At 72.7% G+C, this 18,439-nt stretch carries 17 protein-coding genes and 1 riboswitch; of the genes, 7 read left to right on the top strand and 10 right to left on the bottom strand.

From position 1 onward, the window contains the following. Window positions 1–58 precede the first annotated feature (58 nt). The 3 genes from ACFQ6N_RS01150 to ACFQ6N_RS01140 form a co-directional block, all read right to left on the bottom strand. Window positions 59–628 (bottom strand): GNAT family N-acetyltransferase, encoded by a 570-nt coding sequence (locus ACFQ6N_RS01150; protein WP_380646029.1) that lies wholly within the window; start codon window positions 626–628, stop codon window positions 59–61. Window positions 629–862: 234 nt separating this feature from the next. Then, a complete protein-coding gene (locus ACFQ6N_RS01145; RefSeq protein WP_380646028.1) occupies window positions 863–3,208 on the bottom strand; it encodes an ABC transporter permease in 2,346 nt (781 codons plus the stop codon). Window positions 3,209–3,353: 145 nt separating this feature from the next. Next, window positions 3,354–4,118, bottom strand: a complete 765-nt coding sequence (locus ACFQ6N_RS01140; RefSeq protein WP_380646027.1) for an ABC transporter ATP-binding protein — start codon at window positions 4,116–4,118, stop codon at window positions 3,354–3,356. Window positions 4,119–4,260: 142 nt separating this feature from the next. Here ACFQ6N_RS01140 and ACFQ6N_RS01135 point away from each other — a divergent pair, with 142 nt between their 5' ends. After that, a complete protein-coding gene (locus ACFQ6N_RS01135; protein ID WP_380646026.1) occupies window positions 4,261–5,466 on the top strand; it encodes a sensor histidine kinase in 1,206 nt (401 codons plus the stop codon). Then, window positions 5,463–6,146 carry a response regulator gene (locus ACFQ6N_RS01130; RefSeq protein ID WP_380646025.1) on the top strand — a complete coding sequence of 228 codons (684 nt, stop codon included), beginning with the start codon at window positions 5,463–5,465 and terminating at the stop codon, window positions 6,144–6,146. The genes ACFQ6N_RS01135 and ACFQ6N_RS01130 overlap by 4 nt, the downstream gene beginning before the upstream one ends. A gap of 123 nt (window positions 6,147–6,269) precedes the next feature. On the opposite strand, the gene ACFQ6N_RS01125 is transcribed toward ACFQ6N_RS01130, so the two are convergent. Together ACFQ6N_RS01125 and ACFQ6N_RS01120 are read right to left on the bottom strand one after the other, a co-directional pair. Next, window positions 6,270–6,728, bottom strand: a complete 459-nt coding sequence (locus ACFQ6N_RS01125; protein WP_380646024.1) for a PPOX class F420-dependent oxidoreductase — start codon at window positions 6,726–6,728, stop codon at window positions 6,270–6,272. Window positions 6,729–6,743: 15 nt separating this feature from the next. Next, window positions 6,744–8,384, bottom strand: a complete 1,641-nt coding sequence (locus ACFQ6N_RS01120; protein WP_380646023.1) for a cytochrome bc complex cytochrome b subunit — start codon at window positions 8,382–8,384, stop codon at window positions 6,744–6,746. A 140-nt stretch (window positions 8,385–8,524) separates the two neighbouring features. Between ACFQ6N_RS01120 and ACFQ6N_RS01115 the strand changes: the two genes are divergently transcribed. Then, entirely contained in the window at window positions 8,525–9,184 is a 660-nt protein-coding gene (locus tag ACFQ6N_RS01115) for a TetR/AcrR family transcriptional regulator (RefSeq protein ID WP_380646022.1), read from the top strand. Window positions 9,185–9,255: 71 nt separating this feature from the next. On the opposite strand, the gene ACFQ6N_RS01110 is transcribed toward ACFQ6N_RS01115, so the two are convergent. Together ACFQ6N_RS01110 and ACFQ6N_RS01105 are read right to left on the bottom strand one after the other, a co-directional pair. Beyond that, window positions 9,256–10,248, bottom strand: a complete 993-nt coding sequence (locus tag ACFQ6N_RS01110; RefSeq protein ID WP_380646021.1) for an asparaginase — start codon at window positions 10,246–10,248, stop codon at window positions 9,256–9,258. A gap of 35 nt (window positions 10,249–10,283) precedes the next feature. Then, entirely contained in the window at window positions 10,284–10,748 is a 465-nt protein-coding gene (locus tag ACFQ6N_RS01105; protein WP_380646020.1) for a phage tail protein, read from the bottom strand. Between the two features lie 251 nt (window positions 10,749–10,999). Here ACFQ6N_RS01105 and ACFQ6N_RS01100 point away from each other — a divergent pair, with 251 nt between their 5' ends. Continuing rightward, window positions 11,000–12,271, top strand: coding sequence for an ATP-binding protein (locus ACFQ6N_RS01100; RefSeq protein WP_380646019.1), 1,272 nt, complete (start codon window positions 11,000–11,002; stop codon window positions 12,269–12,271). A 38-nt stretch (window positions 12,272–12,309) separates the two neighbouring features. Here the strand turns inward: ACFQ6N_RS01100 and ACFQ6N_RS01095 are convergent, their stop codons facing one another. The 3 genes from ACFQ6N_RS01095 to ACFQ6N_RS01085 all read right to left on the bottom strand — a co-directional run bounded on the left by ACFQ6N_RS01095 (window position 12,310) and on the right by ACFQ6N_RS01085 (window position 15,100). Continuing rightward, window positions 12,310–13,008 (bottom strand): hypothetical protein, encoded by a 699-nt coding sequence (locus ACFQ6N_RS01095; RefSeq protein ID WP_380646018.1) that lies wholly within the window; start codon window positions 13,006–13,008, stop codon window positions 12,310–12,312. Window positions 13,009–13,208: 200 nt separating this feature from the next. Next, on the bottom strand, window positions 13,209–13,856 hold the full coding sequence (locus ACFQ6N_RS01090) for a LuxR C-terminal-related transcriptional regulator (RefSeq protein ID WP_380646017.1): 648 nt from the start codon (window positions 13,854–13,856) through the stop codon (window positions 13,209–13,211). Further along, window positions 13,844–15,100 carry a sensor histidine kinase gene (locus tag ACFQ6N_RS01085; protein ID WP_380646016.1) on the bottom strand — a complete coding sequence of 419 codons (1,257 nt, stop codon included), beginning with the start codon at window positions 15,098–15,100 and terminating at the stop codon, window positions 13,844–13,846. Before ACFQ6N_RS01085 ends, ACFQ6N_RS01090 begins: the two co-directional genes overlap by 13 nt. A gap of 151 nt (window positions 15,101–15,251) precedes the next feature. Here ACFQ6N_RS01085 and ACFQ6N_RS01080 point away from each other — a divergent pair, with 151 nt between their 5' ends. The 3 genes from ACFQ6N_RS01080 (at window position 15,252) to ACFQ6N_RS01070 (ending at window position 18,328) form a co-directional block, all read left to right on the top strand. Beyond that, window positions 15,252–15,695, top strand: a complete 444-nt coding sequence (locus ACFQ6N_RS01080) for a hypothetical protein (protein ID WP_380646014.1) — start codon at window positions 15,252–15,254, stop codon at window positions 15,693–15,695. A gap of 130 nt (window positions 15,696–15,825) precedes the next feature. After that, on the top strand, window positions 15,826–16,854 hold the full coding sequence (locus tag ACFQ6N_RS01075; RefSeq protein ID WP_380646013.1) for an LD-carboxypeptidase: 1,029 nt from the start codon (window positions 15,826–15,828) through the stop codon (window positions 16,852–16,854). 130 nt (window positions 16,855–16,984) lie between these two features. Continuing rightward, a riboswitch (cobalamin riboswitch) is annotated at window positions 16,985–17,190 on the top strand. A gap of 193 nt (window positions 17,191–17,383) precedes the next feature. Further along, window positions 17,384–18,328, top strand: a complete 945-nt coding sequence (locus tag ACFQ6N_RS01070) for an ABC transporter substrate-binding protein (protein WP_380646012.1) — start codon at window positions 17,384–17,386, stop codon at window positions 18,326–18,328. Window positions 18,329–18,439: the final 111 nt, after the last annotated feature.

Here is an 18,439-nt window from a genome sequence, read left to right as displayed (position 1 = left end):
CAGGACGTCGGGCCGGCACCAGAGGCGCGGCGGCGGTAGCCGCCGTGCCTCGCGCCGCCTACGCCTGCCGCCGCTCCCACTGCTCCTTCGTGATCTCGTACCGCACACCCCCGTGCTCGGAACCCTCGACCGCCATCATGAAGTCCGGCGTGGGGATGTTCTCCGCGAGCGTCATCCCGAGCTTCTCCATGACGTTGCGCGAAGGGCGGTTCACGGTCATCGTCTCGGCCCAGACCATGCGGATGCCGAGCTCGGCGAACCCCTTCGCCAGCAGCGCCTGCGAGACTTCGGTGGCGTAGCCCCGGCCCCAGGCCGCCTGGCGCAGGCGGTAGCCGAGTTCGGCCTCCTCACGCGGGCCGCTGCGCAGCGGACGCAGGCAGAACCAGCCGACGAACGCGCCGCCGTCCTTCTCGTACGCGGCGAACAGGCCGAGGTCGTGATTCCAGCGCTCGTAGCCGGCGAGGATGCTGGGGATGGCGCGGTCGCGGACCTCCTCCGGCGGGGTCGGAGCGCCGCCGCTCAGGTAGCGCATCACCGCCGGGTCGCTGTCCAGCTCGATCAGCAGGTCCGCGTCGGCGGCGGCGAAGGGACGGAGGGTCAGGCGCTCGGACTCGAGGTAGGTGGCCACGTGAGGATCATGGCCGAGACGGGTCGGACGGTCCAGGGAGTTTTCGGGCGGCGTCTGTCACCGGGTGGCGTGCTGGAGGAACAGCAGCATGACACGGCCGCCTTCACGTCACGGCCGAGGACCCGCCTGGATCGCTCCCCACGTCGTGAATACGGCTGACCAGCCGTGGTGGTGTGGCGGGGCCCGGCCCAGCCAGGCCCGGCCCTGCCAGGCCCTGCCCGGTCCTACTCGGTCCTACTCGGTCCGCAGCGCGGTGGCGGTCCGCGACCGGGCCGCCCAGACGGCCGGCAGCAGTGCCCCGAGCAGGGCGATCACGATCCCGCCGACCAGCAGGGGGATGAGCAGCCCGGCGGTGTAGACGTGGGACACGCTCGGCGGCAGGTGCCGGCCGATCGCGTTCCCCATCGGGGTCAGCGTCGCCTTCTCCACCGCGACCCCGAGCGGCACCCCGATCAGTCCGGCGATCAGGCCGGTGAGGGACACCGAGGTCAGTACCATCGCGACGGTCTGCCTGGGCGTCATCCCGAGGGCCTTGAGGATCCCCAGGTCATGGACCCGCTCACGGGTGTCCTGCACCACCGTGCTCAGCACCCCGAGCGCGGCGACCGCGATCATCATCAGCGTGAACGTGGCCACCAGGGCGCCCATGGTGATCACCACGAGGTTCTTGCCCCCGCCCGAGTTCGGCTGGACCGAGGCGTTCAGTGGGGTCAGCGCGGCGGCGGCCGGGGTGGACCAGTCCGTTCCGTCGATGTTGTCGGCCAGTTCGACGTTGAACTGGTCGATGCGCGGGGTCAGGCCGGCGGCGGTGAAGCCGGCCGCATCCGTCATGACCGTGTAGTCGCCCTGGTTGGTGTCGAAGTTGATGCCGACGACCTTCAGCGACAGTTGCCTGTTCTGCTGCACCACGGTGACGTCGTCACCGACGTGGATCCCGGCTGCCGAGGCCAGCTTGTCGCCGACCACGGCCTCGCCCGGCGCCGAGTACCAGCGGCCGGACAGCAGCTCCATGTGCGTCCAGGAGAAGTCGCCGGTGACCGTGAACACCTTCGCCGGTTCGCCGCCGGTCGGGGCGCCGACCACCGTCGCGCCGCTGTCGCCCGAGCCGAACGCGGCCTTCGTGCCCGGGATCCCGGTGAGCGCGGCGGCCACCCCGGCGGCGTCCAGGTGCGGGGTGCGCGGGTCGTTGGGGCCGTAGAGACCCCAGGGTACGCCTACGTCGGCTGTGGGTATCACGAACTTCGACGCGATGTTGAAGCCGGAGGTGCTGGTGTCCAGGTACTTGTTGAACCCGGACTCCAGCCCCACCGCGAACGTGACACTCACCACGCCGAACAGCACCGCCGCACCGACCAGTACGGCCCGGGCCGGCCGGGCGAACGGCTGGGCCAGCCCCAACGACACGGCCCGGGGCAGCGGCAGCCGCGAGGCCAGCCGCTTCGCCGCCTGGCCGCCCCCGGCCCTGGGGGCGCGGCCGACGACCAGGGCCCGCACCGTCGGCATCCGGCCGGCCCGCAGTGCCGGGATCGCAGCCGTGACGCCGACGACCAGCAGGGTGCCCAGTGGCACCACGGCGCTGACCCACCACGGGATCGTGGCACTGGCAGCGCCGAGTTGCTTGGTGGCCCCGTCCAGGATCGGCACGGCCAGGAGGTTGCCGGAAACGGTGCCGAGGACCAGGCCGAGTGTCGCCGGGATCACGGCCTGCGCGGTGTAGGCGCGGGCCACCTGCGCAGGGGTGAAGCCCAACGACTTCAGGATCCCGATGCGCCGGATTCCCGAGGCCACGGCCCCGCTGACCACGATCGAGATGATCAGCACCGACATGAACAGCCCGAGGATCCCGAAGGCGATCAGGAACGGCACGTAGGCCTTGGCGTTGCCGGTCGCCTGCTGCCGCGCGGTCAGGTACGACTGTCCGGCCTCGACCGCGCCGGCCGGCGCGGCGGCGGCGATCGCCTGCTTGTCGGCGGCGATGTCGGCGGCGGTCCCGGCCTTGGCGAACCGGTAGAGCATCTGCTCGTCGGATGTGGCACCGGCAGCGGTGAGCCGCGCGAAACCGTCGGCGGTGGCGAAGGCGGTCGCGCTGTCGGTCACCGAGCCGGCGAAGCCGACGACCCTGAACGACGGCTTGCCCGGCAGGGAGGAGAACACCACCGACTCGCCGAAGCAGTCGGTGGCATAGTGCTGCCACGGCAGGGCGATCTCGTCGGGGCCCGTCGGCCAGCGCCCCTGGGTCAGCGCCAGCTGGTCCATCCCGGAGGTGCTGCCCAGGTCGGGCCGGGTGGTGACGGTGACCGGACCGTTGTCGTGACCGGCCTGATCCTTCGTGGAGCAGTCCGTGCCGATCGTCGTGTCCAGGGCGGCGGCGACAGGGTAGGGCCCGGCCGCCTCGGTGACGCCGGCGGCGTGGGCGGTGGCGGCGGCCTGCGCGGTCGTGACCTTCGAGCCGTCGAACTGGACCGCCAGGTGCGCCCCGTTCCGAGCGCTGAAAGCGTGCTCGAACGGGGCCTGAACGACGGTCAGCAGGCCGAGGGAGAGTACCGAGGACGTCACCGCGGCGAACGTCGTCAGGGCCATGACGAGGGACTGGACCCGACGGCGGCCCACGCCGGAACGTACGACCTTGCCCAGGGCGCTCACCGGCTCACCGCCGGCAGCAGGCGGGCCATGGCCCGGAATCCGACCTCGACGACGTGCCAGGGCATCGGCGGCGTGCGCAGGGTCATCGGACCGCTCCCGCCGGGCCGTTCGGCGCGGTGCCCGCGACCACGTCGACCACGTCGGCCGTGTCGGCCGTGTCGGCCGTGTCGACCACGTCCCGTGCCACCGTGCCGTCCACCAACTCGATCGTGCGGCGCGCGGTGCTCGCGGCCAGCCGCACGTCGTGGGTGACCAGCAGGATGGTCTGGCCCTCGCTGTTCAGGTCCAGCAGCAGCTCGCGCACGTCCTCGGCCGAGCCCGAGTCCAGAGCGCCGGTCGGCTCGTCGGCCAGCAGCAGCGCCGGCTTGTTCATCAGGGCCCTGGCCACCGCCACCCGCTGCCGTTCCCCGCCGGACAGCCGCTGCGGGTAGGCCTTGGCGTGCCGGTCGACGCCCAGCGAGTCGAGCAGTTCGACGGCCCGCCGCTTCGCTTCGCCCTTGCCCATCCCGGCCAGCCGCGCCGGAACCATGACGTTGTCCAGCACGGTCAGGTCGTCCAGCAGGTTGAAGAACTGGAAGACCATGCCGACGGAGGCCCGGCGGTACTTCGCCGAGCCGGCCTCGCCGAGCCGGTCGACGCGGGTGCCGTCGACGGTCACGGTGCCGCTGGAGGGCTTGTCCAGACCCGCGATCAGGTTCAGCAGCGTGGACTTGCCACTGCCGGAATGGCCGAGGACCGCCACGCACTCACCGGCCGCCACGGACAGGGTGACACCGGCCAGTGCGGGCGGGCCGCCGTCGTACGTCCTTGCCACGTCGCGAAGTTCGATCATCGGTGTATTCGTCATGGCCATGAACCTAGGAACGGACCACGATCCACCGCGTCGGCCGGCGGATGTCACCTCTTCCCCGGGCCGTCGCCCCGGGGGCGTATCCGCGTACATCCCCGGGGCGACGCGCAGGGCCGACGCCACTGAATACGATCACCGTATGGAACAGCTTCTCCAGCGTCTCTCGACATCGAAGCGCGTGACCTGGCTGATGTCACAGGCCGTGGTGCTGGCCACCGCCTGCCTGTACGCGCTGATTCTCGCCCTGACGATGCTGCCCAACTCGGCGCACTACGACGGCCTGTTCCGGTTTCCCGACCTCGGGGGCTTCCAGATCCTCGGCCTCTGCGTCGTGCTCGCCCTGCCGGTTCTGCTGGTGCGCCGTCTGCCGGCGGTGGTCTTCGCGGCGGTCCTGGGCGAAGCGGTCCTCGGCGACGCCTTCGACGCGCGGCCCTTGATCGTGTTCGTCCTGCTCGTCGGCCTGGGCGGGTACCTCGCCGTCCGGCGGCCCAAGGCTGCCGCCGTCGGCTCCGTCGCGGCCGTCGCGGCCGCGTTCGTCAGCAACATCCACGACCGCGAGCAGAACATCGGCGACGCGTCCCAGTGGGCCGGGCAGTTCGCGTTGTGGTTCGCGGTCGCGTGGGTCTTCGGAGGGGTGTACCGCAGACGCCGTGAATACCTCGAAGCCCTCCAGGAGCAGACCGCGGCCCGCGTCGTCATGGCCGAGCGGCTACGGATCGCCCGCGAGCTGCACGACAGCGTCGCGCACAGCATCGGGATCATCACGGTGCTGTCGGGAGCGGCGGCGCGGGTCGTGGAGACCAAGCCCGAGCAGGCGCGGCAGGCGCTGACCGGCATCGAGACCACCGGCCGGGAGACGCTGCTGGAGCTGCAGCGCATGCTCGGGGCGCTCCGCCGCGCCGAGCCGGACGACGCCATGCCGCAGGCCGCTCCGCTGGCGCCGGCCGGCAGCCTGGCCGACGTCCCGCAGCTCGCCGAACGCACGGCCAGCGCCGGGGTGCGGGTTCAGGTGACCTGGCGGGGCGAGCCGCGGCCACTGCCGCCGGAGATCGAACTGTCGGCGTTCCGGATCATCCAGGAGTCGGTGACGAACGTGGTGCGGCATTCCAGGGCGCGGACGTGCCGGGTCGCGGTCGGTTACGAGCCGGAAGGGGTGACGATCGAGGTGGTGGACGACGGGGACGACGGTCTCGGCGGGCCGGGCCGTCCGAGGGCCTCCGCGGCCCGCGGGAGCGGGTTCGGCCTGCTCGGCATGCGCGAGCGGGTGACGTTGCTGTCCGGCCAGTTCAGCGCCGGACAGCGTCCGGAGGGCGGATTCCTGGTGACGGCGAGGCTCCCGGCATGAGCGTGCGGGTACTGCTGGTCGACGACCAGCCGCTGATGCTGGTCGGGCTCGGGATCCTGATCGGCGACACCGACGACCTGGAGGTGGTCGGCCAGGCCGGCGACGGCCGCGAGGCGGTCCGCCTGGTGCGCGAACTGCGGCCGGACGTCGTGGTGATGGACATCCGGATGCCGGGCGTGGACGGGATCGAGGCGACCCGGCAGGCGACCGCCGAGCCGGACCCGCCCAAGGTCCTGGTGCTGACGACCTTCGACCACGACGAGTACGTCTACGGCGCACTGCGCGCCGGGGCCAGCGGATTCCTGCTCAAGAGCATGGCCCTGGACGCGATCCTGGAGGCGATCCGCGTGGTGGCCGCGGGCGACGCGCTGATCGCGCCGAGCGTGACCCGACGGCTGATCGCGGACTTCGCCGGAACGTCCGGCCCCGCGGCCCCGGAACCGGACGCCGGGCCCGCCGCGGACCCGGGTCCCATCGCGGGGATCACCGACCGGGAGCGCGAGGTGCTGGCACTGGTCGGCCAGGGACTGACGAACAGTGAGATAGCCGAGCGGCTGGTGATCAGCGCGGCGACCGCGAAGACCCATGTCGCGCGGCTGTTCGCCAAGCTCGAGGCCCGGGACCGCGTCCACCTGGCGATCATCGCCTTCGAGACCGGACTCGTGCCGCGTAGACGGTGAGGCCAGACGGTGGGGGCAGACGGTGGGGGCAGACGGTAGACGTGGACGGTAGGCGTAGACGGTAGCGGTGGGCGTCCGGGCCGCCGTTGCGGCCTCCCGCGTACGCGGGAGGACCGGCGCGCGTCAGTTCGGGCAGTAGTGCGGCGGCACCGGCCACTCCGGCCCGATGAGCCGGCGCTCCCAGCCGTCGAGGGCGATCCTGATGCCGACCGTACCCGCCAGGCCCAGCCGCAGGCGGCAGCGGGCCAGGGTGAACAGCGCGGGCATCCCGTACTTGTCGATCAGCGAGGTGCGGTAGCGGGCGGTGGCCTCGGCGTCGCACAGCCGTGCCCGGCCGGGCAGTTGGCGCCCGGTCGGCCGGCCGTGCGCGTCGCAGGGGCCGACCAGGACCCGGGCACGGCGGCGGATCCGCTCGACCGTCTCGGAGTGCGCGGTGGTGCAGATGCCGAGGCCGGTGCCGTCCGCCACCACCCAGGTGGGCGGGCCGGCCAGGCGGCCGCCGGCGCCGTACGTGGTGAGCAGCAGGTACCTGCTGTCGGCGAGGAGTTCGGTCTCCTCGGCCACGTTCACGTTCGCGTCCACGGTTCCTCCGGGTGGTCAGTGCCCGTGCCGGTCGGCGAGTTCGCGGTACTCCTCGCCGGTGGGCTTGGCGATCCGGGCGCCGTCGCCGTACAGGGCGCGGGACAGCCGGACCCGGGTGCGGGCGAGCGGGCCGGCCTTGCGGGCGACGCCGTTCCCGTCCGTACCGGCCGGCAGCTCCAGCGGCCGGGGCTGCTCGTGGGCGGTCAGCCGGTGCAGCTCCGCTGCGGACAGCGGCGTGTGGACCTCGACGAACTCGCCGTGCGGCAGCCGCCTGATGACGCCCGATTCGCGGCCGTGCAGCACCTTCTCCCGGTCGCGGCGCTGGAGGCCGAGGCACCAGCGCTTGGTGATGACGAAGGTGGCCACCGGGACGACGAAGAAGCCGGCCCGTACGGCGTAGGTGATGGTGTTCAGCGACAGGTGCAGGTGGGTGGCGAACAGGTCGTTGCCGCCGCCGGCCAGCATCACCAGGTACAGCGAGATCCAGGCGGCGCCCAGCGCGGTGCGCACCGGGGCGTTGCGCGGACGGTCGAGCAGGTGGTGCTCGCGGCGGTCCGCGGAGACCCAGCCCTCGACGAACGGGTAGACGGCGATCGCACCGAGGATCAGCGGGAAGAGCGTGAACGGGATCAGCACCCCCAGGTTCAGGGTGTGCCCCCACAGGCCGACCTCCCAGCCCGGCATGACCCGGATCAGCCCCTCGGCGAAGCCCATGTACCAGTCCGGCTGGGCGTCGGTGGACACCTGGTCGGGGCGGTACGGGCCGTAGGACCAGATCGGGTTGATGGTGGCGATCGCGGACATCAGCGCCACGATGCCGAAGACCAGGAAGAAGAAGCCGCCGGCCTTGGCCATGTAGACCGGCATCAGCGGCATGCCGACGACGTTCTTCTCGGTCCTGCCCGGGCCCGCCCACTGGGTGTGCTTGTGGTAGAAGACCAGGATCAGGTGCGCCACCAGCAGGCCGAGCATGATGCCCGGGACGAGCAGTACGTGGATGGTGAAGAAGCGCGGCACGATGTCGTGGCCGGGGAACTCGCCCCCGAACAGGAACATCTGGATGTACGTGCCCACCAGCGGCAACGCGAGCACGACGCCCTCGATGAAGCGGATGCCGGTACCGGACAGCAGGTCGTCGGGGAGCGAGTAGCCGAAGAAGCCGTCCAGCATGCCGAGGAAGAGCAGCAGGAAGCCGAAGACCCAGTTGATCTCACGCGGCTTGCGGAACGCGCCGGTGAAGAACACCCGCATCATGTGCACGAACATCGCCGCGACGAACACGACCGCGGCCCAGTGGTGGATCTGGCGGATCAGCAGACCGCCGCGCACCTCGAAGCTGATGTCGACCGTGGAGGCGTAGGCCTCCGACATCGCGATGCCCTTGAGCGGCACGTACGAGCCGTCGTAGACCACTTCGGCCATCGACGGCTTGAAGAACAGCGTCAGGTAGACGCCGGTCAGGATGATGATGACGAAGGTGTAGAGGCAGATCTCGCCCAGCATGAAGGACCAGTGGTCCGGGAAGATCTTGCGCAGGTTCGCCCTGGCCAGGGTGTGGATACCCAGGCGGCCGTCGGCCCAGTCGGCGGCCCGTACGGCGCGCCCTTCCGGGGCCGTGCGGCCGCCCGTACGGGTGCTCGCGGTGCGGTTGGTCACGGCACCTCCTCCGAGGTCTCACGCAGAATCGGGGAGGACTCCCCGCTTTACGATCGGCACCCTAGCAGGAAGCGGGGAGTGCTCCCCGATTGGGCCGCGGGTCGGGCCCCCGGCCGGGCCGGGGCCCGTAGGATCGACCCATGACCCAGCGATCGAGCCGCCCACCACTGCGGCGGGACGCCCAGCGCAACCGCGACGCCCTGCTCGCGGCCGCGCTCGACGTCTTCGCCGAACTCGGCCTCGACGCGCCGATCGACCTCATCGCCCGCCGGGCCGGCGTCGGCAACGCCACCCTCTACCGGCACTTCCCCACCCGCGAGGCACTGATCGGCGAGGTCTTCGCCTCGGCGGCCGACCTCATCGTCGAAGCCGGCGAGGAAGCCCTCGCCACCGAGGACGCCTTCCTCGCCGTCGAGGGCTACTTCACCCGGATCTTCGCCCTGGTCGCCGAGAACCGGGCCGTCAACGACCTGGTCACCGCCGCCGTCCCGACCGTGCCGAAACTCGCCGAGATGAGCCGGCACAACGCCGCCACCGTCGGCCGACTGGTCGCCAGGGCCCAGCAGCAGGGCACCATGCGCACCGACGTCACCACCATGGACCTGCTCTTCATGCTCGGCCCGCTGTGCCGCGCCGTCCCCGCCGCCGAGGACCTCCGCCCGGGCCTCTGGCGCCGCCACCTCGCCCTCCTCCTCGACGGCTTCCGCACCCCGGCCCAGCACCCGCTCCCCGAACAACCGATCGCCGAGGACCAGCTCCAGCAGATGTTCGCCGGCGTCTGGGACGCCCCCAACCCCTGACCCCGGCCCTGACCCGGCCCCCTGCCCTGACCCTGATCCGCTGGGAGGGGCGAGGCCGGGCCGGGCGGGTGTCAGTGGGCCGCGGTGGCGAAGGCGGCGGTGATCTCGTCGGGCTTGCGGCCCTGGGCGAGCAGGACGTGCAGCAGCAGGCGGGCCTTGTACGGGTCGAGGTGGCCGCCCCGGATCAGGCCGCGCGCCAGCAGGTCCCGCTCCGAGCCGGGGAAGCCGTACGTCCGTTCCAGGACGGGGCCGTTGCCGATCCGGCCGGCGAGGACGACGGGGATCCGCGAGGCGGCCCGGTCCAGGACGCCGACGAAGCTCTCGGGGACGTGGCCGACTCCGAACGCGGCCAGGACGAGCCCGTCGCACGCGTCGGCCATCGCGGCGAGGAGGGTCCCGTCGTCGCCGAGGGTCGCGGTGTACAGGCCGACCCGGGCCGGGGCACCGGTCGACGGGTCGGCGAAGACCGTCCGGGCGGCGAGCGGGCCGTGCAGGTGGACGCGGCCCTCGTAGAGGCGCCCGAGGGGCCCGGCGGCCGGGGACGTGAACGCGGCGGGGCTGGTGCTGTGGGACTTGCGGACGTGCCGGGCCGCGTGGACCTCGTCGCCGAGTACGACCACCGCGCCGGCGCCGCTCAGCTCCGGGGCCGCGGCGGCGACGACGGCCGCGAAGACGTTCGCCGGGCCGTCGGCGCCGGGGAGGGTGGGGTTGCGCATCGCGCCGGTGACGACGACCGGCTGGTCGCCGGGGTGCAGCAGGTCGAGCAGGTAGGCGGTCTCCTCGATGGTGTCGGTGCCCTGGGTGACCACCGCGCCGTCGCACCCGGCCCGGAAGGCCTCGGCGAGGGCGTCGGCGAGCGCGCGCAGGTCGTCGAAGCCGAGGGACGCGCCGGGCAGCCGCCGGAAGTCGTGGACGCGCAGCTCCACGTCGAGCCCCTGCAGCGCGGGCACGGCGGCGAGCAGGTCGTGGGCGGACAGCGCCGGCACGACCCCGCCGGTGGCGGGGTCGGTGGTCATGGCGATGGTGCCGCCCAGGGAGAAGATCGCAACTGTCTTCGTGGCCAACGCCCTTGTCTCCTTCACTCGGTCTTTCGGTGGGCTCAGTACTCGTTCTTGATGACGAAGAAGGACCCCCGAATGGTCCCGGCGAGCTTCGACTTCTGGCGGGCGAACTTGAACCGCGAGGCGAGTTCCTCCGGGACCTCCATCCCGTCCGAGAGCTTGAACCCGACCGCCCGCTTCCCGGCGTCGGCGACGGTGTACATCACGTTGACCGACAGACCGCTCTCGTAGAAGACGTAGGCCATCCGGATGTCCCCGACCTGGAAGCCGGTGGCCTCCAGCGGCCGGGACGCGATGACGATCCCGCGCTCCTCCCGGAGGATCCGGTGCACCCAGTCGACGACGTCCGCGGCGTCGGCGGCGGGCTCCACCGTGAAGACGTGGTCGTACTTGGTCTTGAAGTAGCGGGCCTCGTTGGCCCGCAGGCCGGCCAGCGCGTCCGCGACGGGCGACGACTCCAGGCCGACGGTCGAGACGGTGGCGAAATCCACGGCATAGGTCATGACAGGTACTTTCGCACTGCCGCACACATACGGCGGGGAAGGCGGGGGACCGCGCCGGGGTGTACCGGGGCGCACCGGGGCAAGACGCCGTCCCGTACGGTTCGTCCACGCCGCGTTGTCCCGGGCGGCGCGCGACCGGTCAGGCCCGCTGCGCCTACCTTCGCCGGAACCCGCACGACCGGAGACCGGCAATCGCCGTACGGCAATCGAAGACCGGCGGGCGAAGACCGGCGACCTCAGGAGCGACACCCGTGAACTGGCTGATCCACGACTACCGCGAGGACGACCTCGCAGCCGTCGTCCATCTGATCGACAGCACCGCCGGGCTCGGGCAGGAGTCCGTGTTCTCGCTCGCCGAGTGCATCGCCGCGCTGACCGCGCGCGAGCCCGCCGTCGTCGCGGTGCACGACGGCGTGCCGATCGGGGCCGCGCTGGCGCAGGTGGCGGGGGCGGGCGAGCGGGCGTGGGTGATGCGGGTGGCGATCGCCCCGGCCTGGCGCGGGCGGGGCCTGGCCAGTGCGCTGCTGCGGGAGTTGGAGCGACGGCTGGTCGAAGCGCGGGTGCGGCGGATCGCCTATGTGCTCCCGGAGGAGGAGCTGCTCGGCGAGGGGCTGCACAACGCCGGCTACGAACGGCGCCCGGCCGCCGCGTACTTCGAGAAGACCGAGCCCGCCGCGGGCCCCGCCACCGGCACCCTGGACGAGCTCGGCGGGCGGCTGCTCGGCGGTGACCTGTGGGACCGGGTCGCCGGGATGACCGCCGAGAAGGAGCTGATCGAGCGCCGGATCGTGCTGCCGCTCGCCGAGCCGGAGCGCGCGGCCCGGCACGGGGTCCGGCCGCCGCGCGCGATCACCCTGTTCGGCCCGCCGGGCACCGGCAAGACGACCTTCGCCCGGGCGATCGCCTCCCGGCTGGGCTGGCCGTTCGTCGAACTGCTGCCCTCCCGCCTCGCCGACGAGGGCAATCTCGCCGCCGCGCTGCGCAGCGCGTTCGCGCGGATCGGCGAGCTGGAGCGGGTGCTGGTCTTCATCGACGAGGTGGAGGAGATCGCCCCGGTGCGCGGCGAGGCCGGCCGGACCGGGGCGATGCACGGGGTGACCAACGAACTGCTCAAGCTGATCCCCGGGTTCCGTGAACGTGACGGCCGGCTGCTGGTCTGCGCGACCAACTCCGTCCGCTCGCTCGACCCGGCGTTCCTGCGCACCGGCCGGTTCGACTACGTCATCCCGATCGGCCCGCCCGACCCGGGCGCCCGCGCGGCGATCTGGTCGCGTCACGCGCTGGGCACCGACCGGGTCGACGTGGACGTCCCCGCGCTGGTCGCCGCGAGCGAGCGCTTCTCCCCCGCCGACATCGAGCACGCCGCGCGCCTGGCGGCCCAGACCGCGTTCGAACGGGACGACGCCGTACCGGGGGCGACCACCGCGGACCACCTCGCCGCGATCGGCGCGAGCCGCCCGACGGTGACGGCCGCCATGGTCGAGGCGTTCCGCGCCGACATCGGCTCGCACGCCCGGCTGTGACACCGGGCCGAACCCGTGCGGCGGCAGCGCCCGGGGGGTCACGCGGCGGGGAGGCCGTCCATCATGTCCCGGAAGCGGGCGGACGGCCGCATCATGCCGTTGTCCCCGACGTTCAGGTTCTCCAGCCGGCCGTCCCGGTACCAGAAGATCGACGAGGTCAGCGGCGCCGGGTCGTTCGTCTGGAGCTGCTTCGACAGGTCGATCATGAAGCGGATCGCGTTCAGTGACGAGCTGCTGCGGATCGGCGTCGCGCAGAACGCGTTGTTCGTCGGGAGGGTGACCAGGGCGCCGTGGGGCAGCTCGACCCCGCCCAGGGCGTTCTCCAGGCGCAGGGCCTGGGCGGCGCCGGGCCACGCCCCCGTTCCGTTGACGGTGTGGAGGACGTCGCCGTTCGAGGCGTTGAAGGACTGCCGGTTGAGCGGCTCGCCGGCCAGGTTGGCGAAGGCCCGCTCCCAGAGCTCGGCCCGGCTGACGCTCCACTGGTCGGCGGAGTGCTCGGCGATGAGCAGGGCCTCGGTCTTCCCGCCCTTCTTCCCGGCGTCCACGCACAGGACGAGCGACAGCTCGTCGTCGATCTGCCGGGCCATCGGGTCGGGGCCGAGGGCGCGGACCGGGGTGACCAGCAGCCGCAGCCGGGGCCGGACCTCGAAGACCGATATCGCGGCCAGCGCCTTGCACGGGCCGTGCTCGTCGCAGAGCGGCTTCGGAAGGTTCTTGCGGTTGCCGAACAGCGGCATGGGTGGCTCCCCGGGTCGGTGCGGTGGTCGGGCCAAGGTCCCAGCATCCCAGCGGAGTTCGCCGCCGTCATCGGATCGCCGGATTCCCGTACCGCATCCGTCGATCCCGGGTCCCCGGGGGCCCGATAGTGCCCGACGAAGGAACAGGCACCGCGGGCTTCCACCGGTGGAACACCGACCCGCGGTCGGGCCGAGGCGCGTCAGGGGTTGTTCAGGTAGGTGAGAACGGCGAGGACGCGGCGGTTGCTGTTGTCGTCGTCGGTGACCCCGAGTTTGCCGAACAGGGAGGTGGTGTACTTGCTGATGGCGCTTTCGCTGAGGAAGAGCCGTTGGCCGATGGCCTGGTTGGACAGTCCTTCGGCCATGAGGCCGAGCACGGAGTGTTCGCGTTCGGTGAGCCGTTCGAGCCGTCGGTTCGACGATCCGTTGGACAGGAGCTTGGTGATGACGGCCGGGTCCATGGCCGTCCCGCCGGCGGCGACGCGTTCCAGGGCGTCGATGAACTGATCGCCGTCGAAGACGCTCTCCTTGAGGAAGTAGCCGATGCCACCGGCGCCGTCGGCCAGGAGCTCGCGGGCGTACAGCTGCTCGACGTACTGGGAGAGGATGAGGACCGGCAGTCCGGGCAGTTCGGCGCGGGCGGCGAGAACCGCCCGCAGTCCCTCGTCCGACTGGGTCGGTGGCATGCGGACGTCGACGACGGCAACGTCCGGCCGCCACGTCAGCAGCGCCTCCAGCGTTTCGGGGCCGGTGGCCGCGGTCGCCACCACCTGGTGCCCGTACGCCTCGATGAGGCGGACCATTCCGTCGCGCAGGAGGTAGAGGTCTTCGGCTACTACGATTCGCATGGCACCATCATCCTCACCCGGGTCGGGCCGCCTGCCGGGCTGGTGATCTCCAGGGTGGCGTCGAAGACCGCGAGGCGGCGGCGCAGCCCCGCGAGTCCGCCGTCGGCTCGCAGGCCGGCTCCGCCGCGGCCGTCGTCCTCGACGTCGATGACGAGGCCGGTGTCGTCCTGGGTGACGGAGATCCGGGCCCGGGTCGCGCGGGCGTGCTTGACCGCGTTGGTCAGCAGTTCGGCGACGGCGAAGTACATGGCGGACTCGATCGGCGGGTCCAGGCTGAGGCGGAGGTCCGCGCTGACGGCCGTTTCGAGCGGGCTGTCCAGGGCGAGGGCGCGGACGGCGTCGACGAGCCCGCGGTCGCTCAGCACGGGCGGGTTGATTCCCTGGACCAGGTCGCGGAGTTCGGTCAGTGACGCGGTGGCAGCGGCCCGCGCGTCCCGCATCAGCGTCCTGGCCTGGTCCGGGTTGGTTTCCATCAGCTTCTCCGCGGTCGCCAGCGAGAGCCCGAGCCCGACCAGGCGGGCCTGCGCCCCGTCGTGCAGGTCCCGCTCGATCCGGCGGATCTCGGCGGCCTGGGCGACCGTCGCATCCGCGCGCTGGGCGGTCAGTTCGTCCACCCGGTCCGCCAGCGCCATCGCGGGTGACGGGCGCAGGAAGCGGACGGCCACCGGCTCGACACACCGCCAGGCGTACGGGGCGCCGGCGACGGCCACGACCAGGCCGAGCAGTGCGGCGAGGCGCGCGGCGGGCTCCGGCCGGGCGAGCCCGAGGGCCGCTGCGGCCACCCCGGCCGGCGGGAGGGCGGCGACCAGGCCCGCGGTGAGCGGCGCGACGGCCGTGAACCGCAGGTCGCGCCAGTTGGCGGGGTCGCTCCACCGGACCCGCCACTTCTGGTCCATGAGGGCGTCGCGGCGGGTGCGCTCGTAGCCGAAGCCGTTCCACCAGTACCCGGTTGACATCCGCGTCACCGGCCCGGCCTGCCGGTATCCGGCGGGGATGACGGTGGCCGTCCACCTCGCGACGAGGAAGCGGACCATCCGGCAGACCGGGCGGGACAGGGCGAGCGTGCCCACGCTCACCAGCACGACCGGCGCCAGCCACGACCACGGGTTTCCCGCGCCCCACCAGATCCCCAGCGCCACGGCGGCGGCCCACACGGCCGGGACCAGCATGCTGACGGCCGCCACGACGCACGCCCGTACGAACCCCACGCCGACGCGCGCCGCCCACGAACCCAGCTGTCTCATGACTCTTCCTTCGCTTTCCGTCCGGTGCTCCCACTGTGCACCGCGCGGAGCCCGCCGAGGCCGTGGTCGGCCGGGGAGTGGGGCTACCCCCACCCACCCGTGGGTCCAGCCGGATACCGCGTCGGCCCGGCGCTTCCTAACGTCGGTGAGCATGGAAACCAACGAGAACACGGCCGGGACGGCACTCCTCGACAGCCCCCGCACCCAGGAAGCCTTCGACACGGTGAAGAACAGTGTCAAGATCTACGGCGCGCTCAGCGCCGTCGCCCTCCTCGCGGTCGTCGCGGTCGTCGCGGTGTCCGGCGGTCACACGGTGAACACGTTCATGTGGGTCCGGGCAGCCCTGCTGCCCGTGGTCGCCGTGCTGATCCACCGGATCACCGTCTCCGCCTCCCGGGGATCCCGACGGGCCTTCGATCGCGTGAGCGCCCTCGCCGTCATCATGCCGATCGCGATCGTCGGCGTCGATCTGATCCCGGGTGTCTGCCCGCTCTGGTACGCCGTGATGCAGGCGGTCTGCGTGCTGCCCGTCATCCGGGTCGCGTTCGTCACCCGGGGATCCGCGCTGCGCGCCGCCTTCCCCACGGCACGCTGACCCCTCGGCTCCCGCGTGCTTCCCGACCGCGCCGACGGCACCGCCCGATGCGCCCGGGGCACGCGGCGGACACCGGGCCCGGGTCCGGCTGCCGCACCCGACTGTCGGACCCGTCTGGTAGACAGGCCGCATGACGGCAATCGACAACGCGTTCGAATTTACCGGACGGCAGGACGGCCCGCTCCGGCCGCGCGCGCTGGCGCCCGGCGACCTGGTCGTCGTGTCGGCGCCGTCCGGGCCGCTGGAGGACGACGCCGCGGCGCTGCTGGCCCGTGGAGTGGCGGAGCTGCGGGAGTGGGGGTTCCGGGTGCACCGCACCCCGGCCACGAGCGGCGGCCGTCGGCGCTGGTGGGCCGCCGGGTCACCGGCCGAGCAGGCCGCGGAGTTCAACGGCCTGCTGCGCGACCCCGAGGTCCGGGCGATCGTGGCCCACACCGGCGGCCAGGCCGCGGTCGGCTACCTGGACCTGCTGGACATGGACGCGGTACGGGCCGACCCCAAGCCGTTCCTGGGCTGCAGCGACCTCTCACTGGTCCACCTGGCACTGTTCGGCAGGACGGGGCTGGTCGGCATACACGGCGACATGGCGACCTACGGCCTGGGCGGCTCCTGGCAGAGCGCGGCCACGGCCGCCCGCCGGGCGGAGCTCGCCGGGGTCTACGGCCGGCTGCTGTCGGCGGCCGAGCCGCTCGGGCCGCTGCCGGCCTCCGCCTCCTGGGAGTGCTGGCGGGCCGGGCGGGCGAGCGGACCGCTGATCGGCGGGCTGCTCGGCCGCCTGGTGGCCCTTCAGGCGACACCCTTCGCCCTGCCGGCCGAGCGCTTCGACGGCGCGCTGCTCTTCTGGGAGGAGGTGGACCGCCCGCTGTCGGCCCTCTGGCACGACCTGCACGTGCTGCGCCTCGCCGGGGTGCTCGACCGGATCGCGGGGATGGTCGTCGGCGTGCCGCACCAGGTGGCCGCCGCCGGCTGCGGCACGGACGTCCCGGCGCTGCGCGAGGTCGTGCTGGACGTGGTCGGCGACCGGGACCTGCCGGTGCTCGGGCAGGTGGAGTTCGGCCACGCCGGGCCGAACCTGCCGCTGCCGCTCGGCGTGCGGGCGACGGTCGACGCCACCGCGCGGACCCTGTCGCTGGACGAGGCGGCCGTCCGGCGGCCCTGACCGGCGCACCGGACGCGCGCACCTGACCGGCGGCACCGGACGGGCCGTCAGGCCGGTCCATCCGCCACCCCCCACGAGCGATCCAGACGATCATCCCGTGACCTGGCCCTCACCGGCCTGACCGTGCCTGATAGCGTGCCAACGCCGTGGTGTACGGGAAACCGGTCTGAGTCCGGTGCGGCCCTCGCCACTGTTGCCGCGGAGTACCGCGGCCCTCGCCGACCGGCTTTCCCAGCGGTCGGGACCACTGGGCGGGCTGGAAGAGCCGCTTGGGAAGGTCGGCCGCGGCACGTCGATGCGGAAGCCAGGAGACCGGCCACGGCGCGACATGTTCCACGAGGGTTTTGGAGAACACGTGCCCAGCGATCTGCCGTACCCGCATCCGGTCCGATCCCTACGATCCATGCCGTCCATGCGATCAGTTCGTCCCATACGTTCTGTACGTCCCATACGTTCTGTACGTCCCACAGGTCCGACACGTGTCGGCACACATGTCGGCCGGGCGGTCGCGGCCCTGCTATCCGTCGGCGTGCTGGGAGCCTGCGCGGGCGCCCCCGCACCCGTCGCCTCCGGCGGGACGACCGGCAGCGCCGCGCCGGTCAGCGTGGACAACTGCGGGACCACCGTGACGGTCGGCGCGCCGCCCGACCGGCTGGTGACGCTCAACCAGGGGGCCACCGAGGTCGCCCTGGCGCTCGGCCTGCAGTCCCGGATGGCCGGTACCGCCTACCTCGACGACGCCGTCCCGGAGAAGTGGAAGGCGGCCTACGACTCCGTCCCGGTGCTCTCCAAGGACTACCCGACGAAGGAGAAGCTCCTCGCGGCCCGTCCCGACTTCCTGTACGCCTCCTACTCCAGCGCCTTCACCGCCAAGGTCGCGGGCACCCGGGAGGAGCTGCGCGGCCAGGGCATCCCGTCGTACCTGTCCCCGTTCGGCTGCTCGGACAAGAGCCAGGTGCCGCCGCCGACCTGGCAGGCGGTGTGGGGCGAACTGGACGACGTCGCCAGGGTCTTCGGTGTCACGGAGCGGGCCACCGCGATCCGGCAGCAGCAGGAGCAGCAGCTCGCCGGGTTCACGGCGGCGGCCGCGGGCAAGGACCCGAAGGTCCTGTGGTTCGACTCGGACACCAAGGCGCCGTTCGTCGGCGCGGGCCACGGCGGGCCCCAGCTCGTGCTGGACGCCGTGGGCGCCCGCAACGTCTTCGCGGACCTGCCCGGCGGCTGGCAGAACGTCAGCTGGGAGAAGGTCGTCGCGGCGGACCCGGACGCCATCGTGGTCGCGGACGCCGGCTGGGACACGGCCCAGTCCAAGATCGACTACCTGACGAACGACCCGGTGCTGGGCAAGCTCACCGCCGTACAGCGCAAGGCCTTCGTGGTGGTGCCGTTCTCGGAGTCGACCCCCGGCGTCCTGCTCGCCGACGGCGCCGCCCGGGTGTCCGCGGGGCTGGGCCGACTGCACCCGGGTTCATGACCGCGCCCCACCCCGCCGCGCCCCACCCCGACGCACCCCACCCCGCCGTCGCGCGGCCCGCCGGTCCGGGCCCCGCCGCCCCCGCCCCGGCCCGCGCGGCGGCCGCCCGGG

Source organism: Kitasatospora sp. NPDC056446 (assembly GCF_042796115.1).
Classification (GTDB): Bacteria; Actinomycetota; Actinomycetes; order Streptomycetales; family Streptomycetaceae; genus Kitasatospora.
The sequence above is the reverse complement of the archived record's forward strand: the minus strand, read 5'-3'. Positions and strand labels throughout refer to the sequence as shown.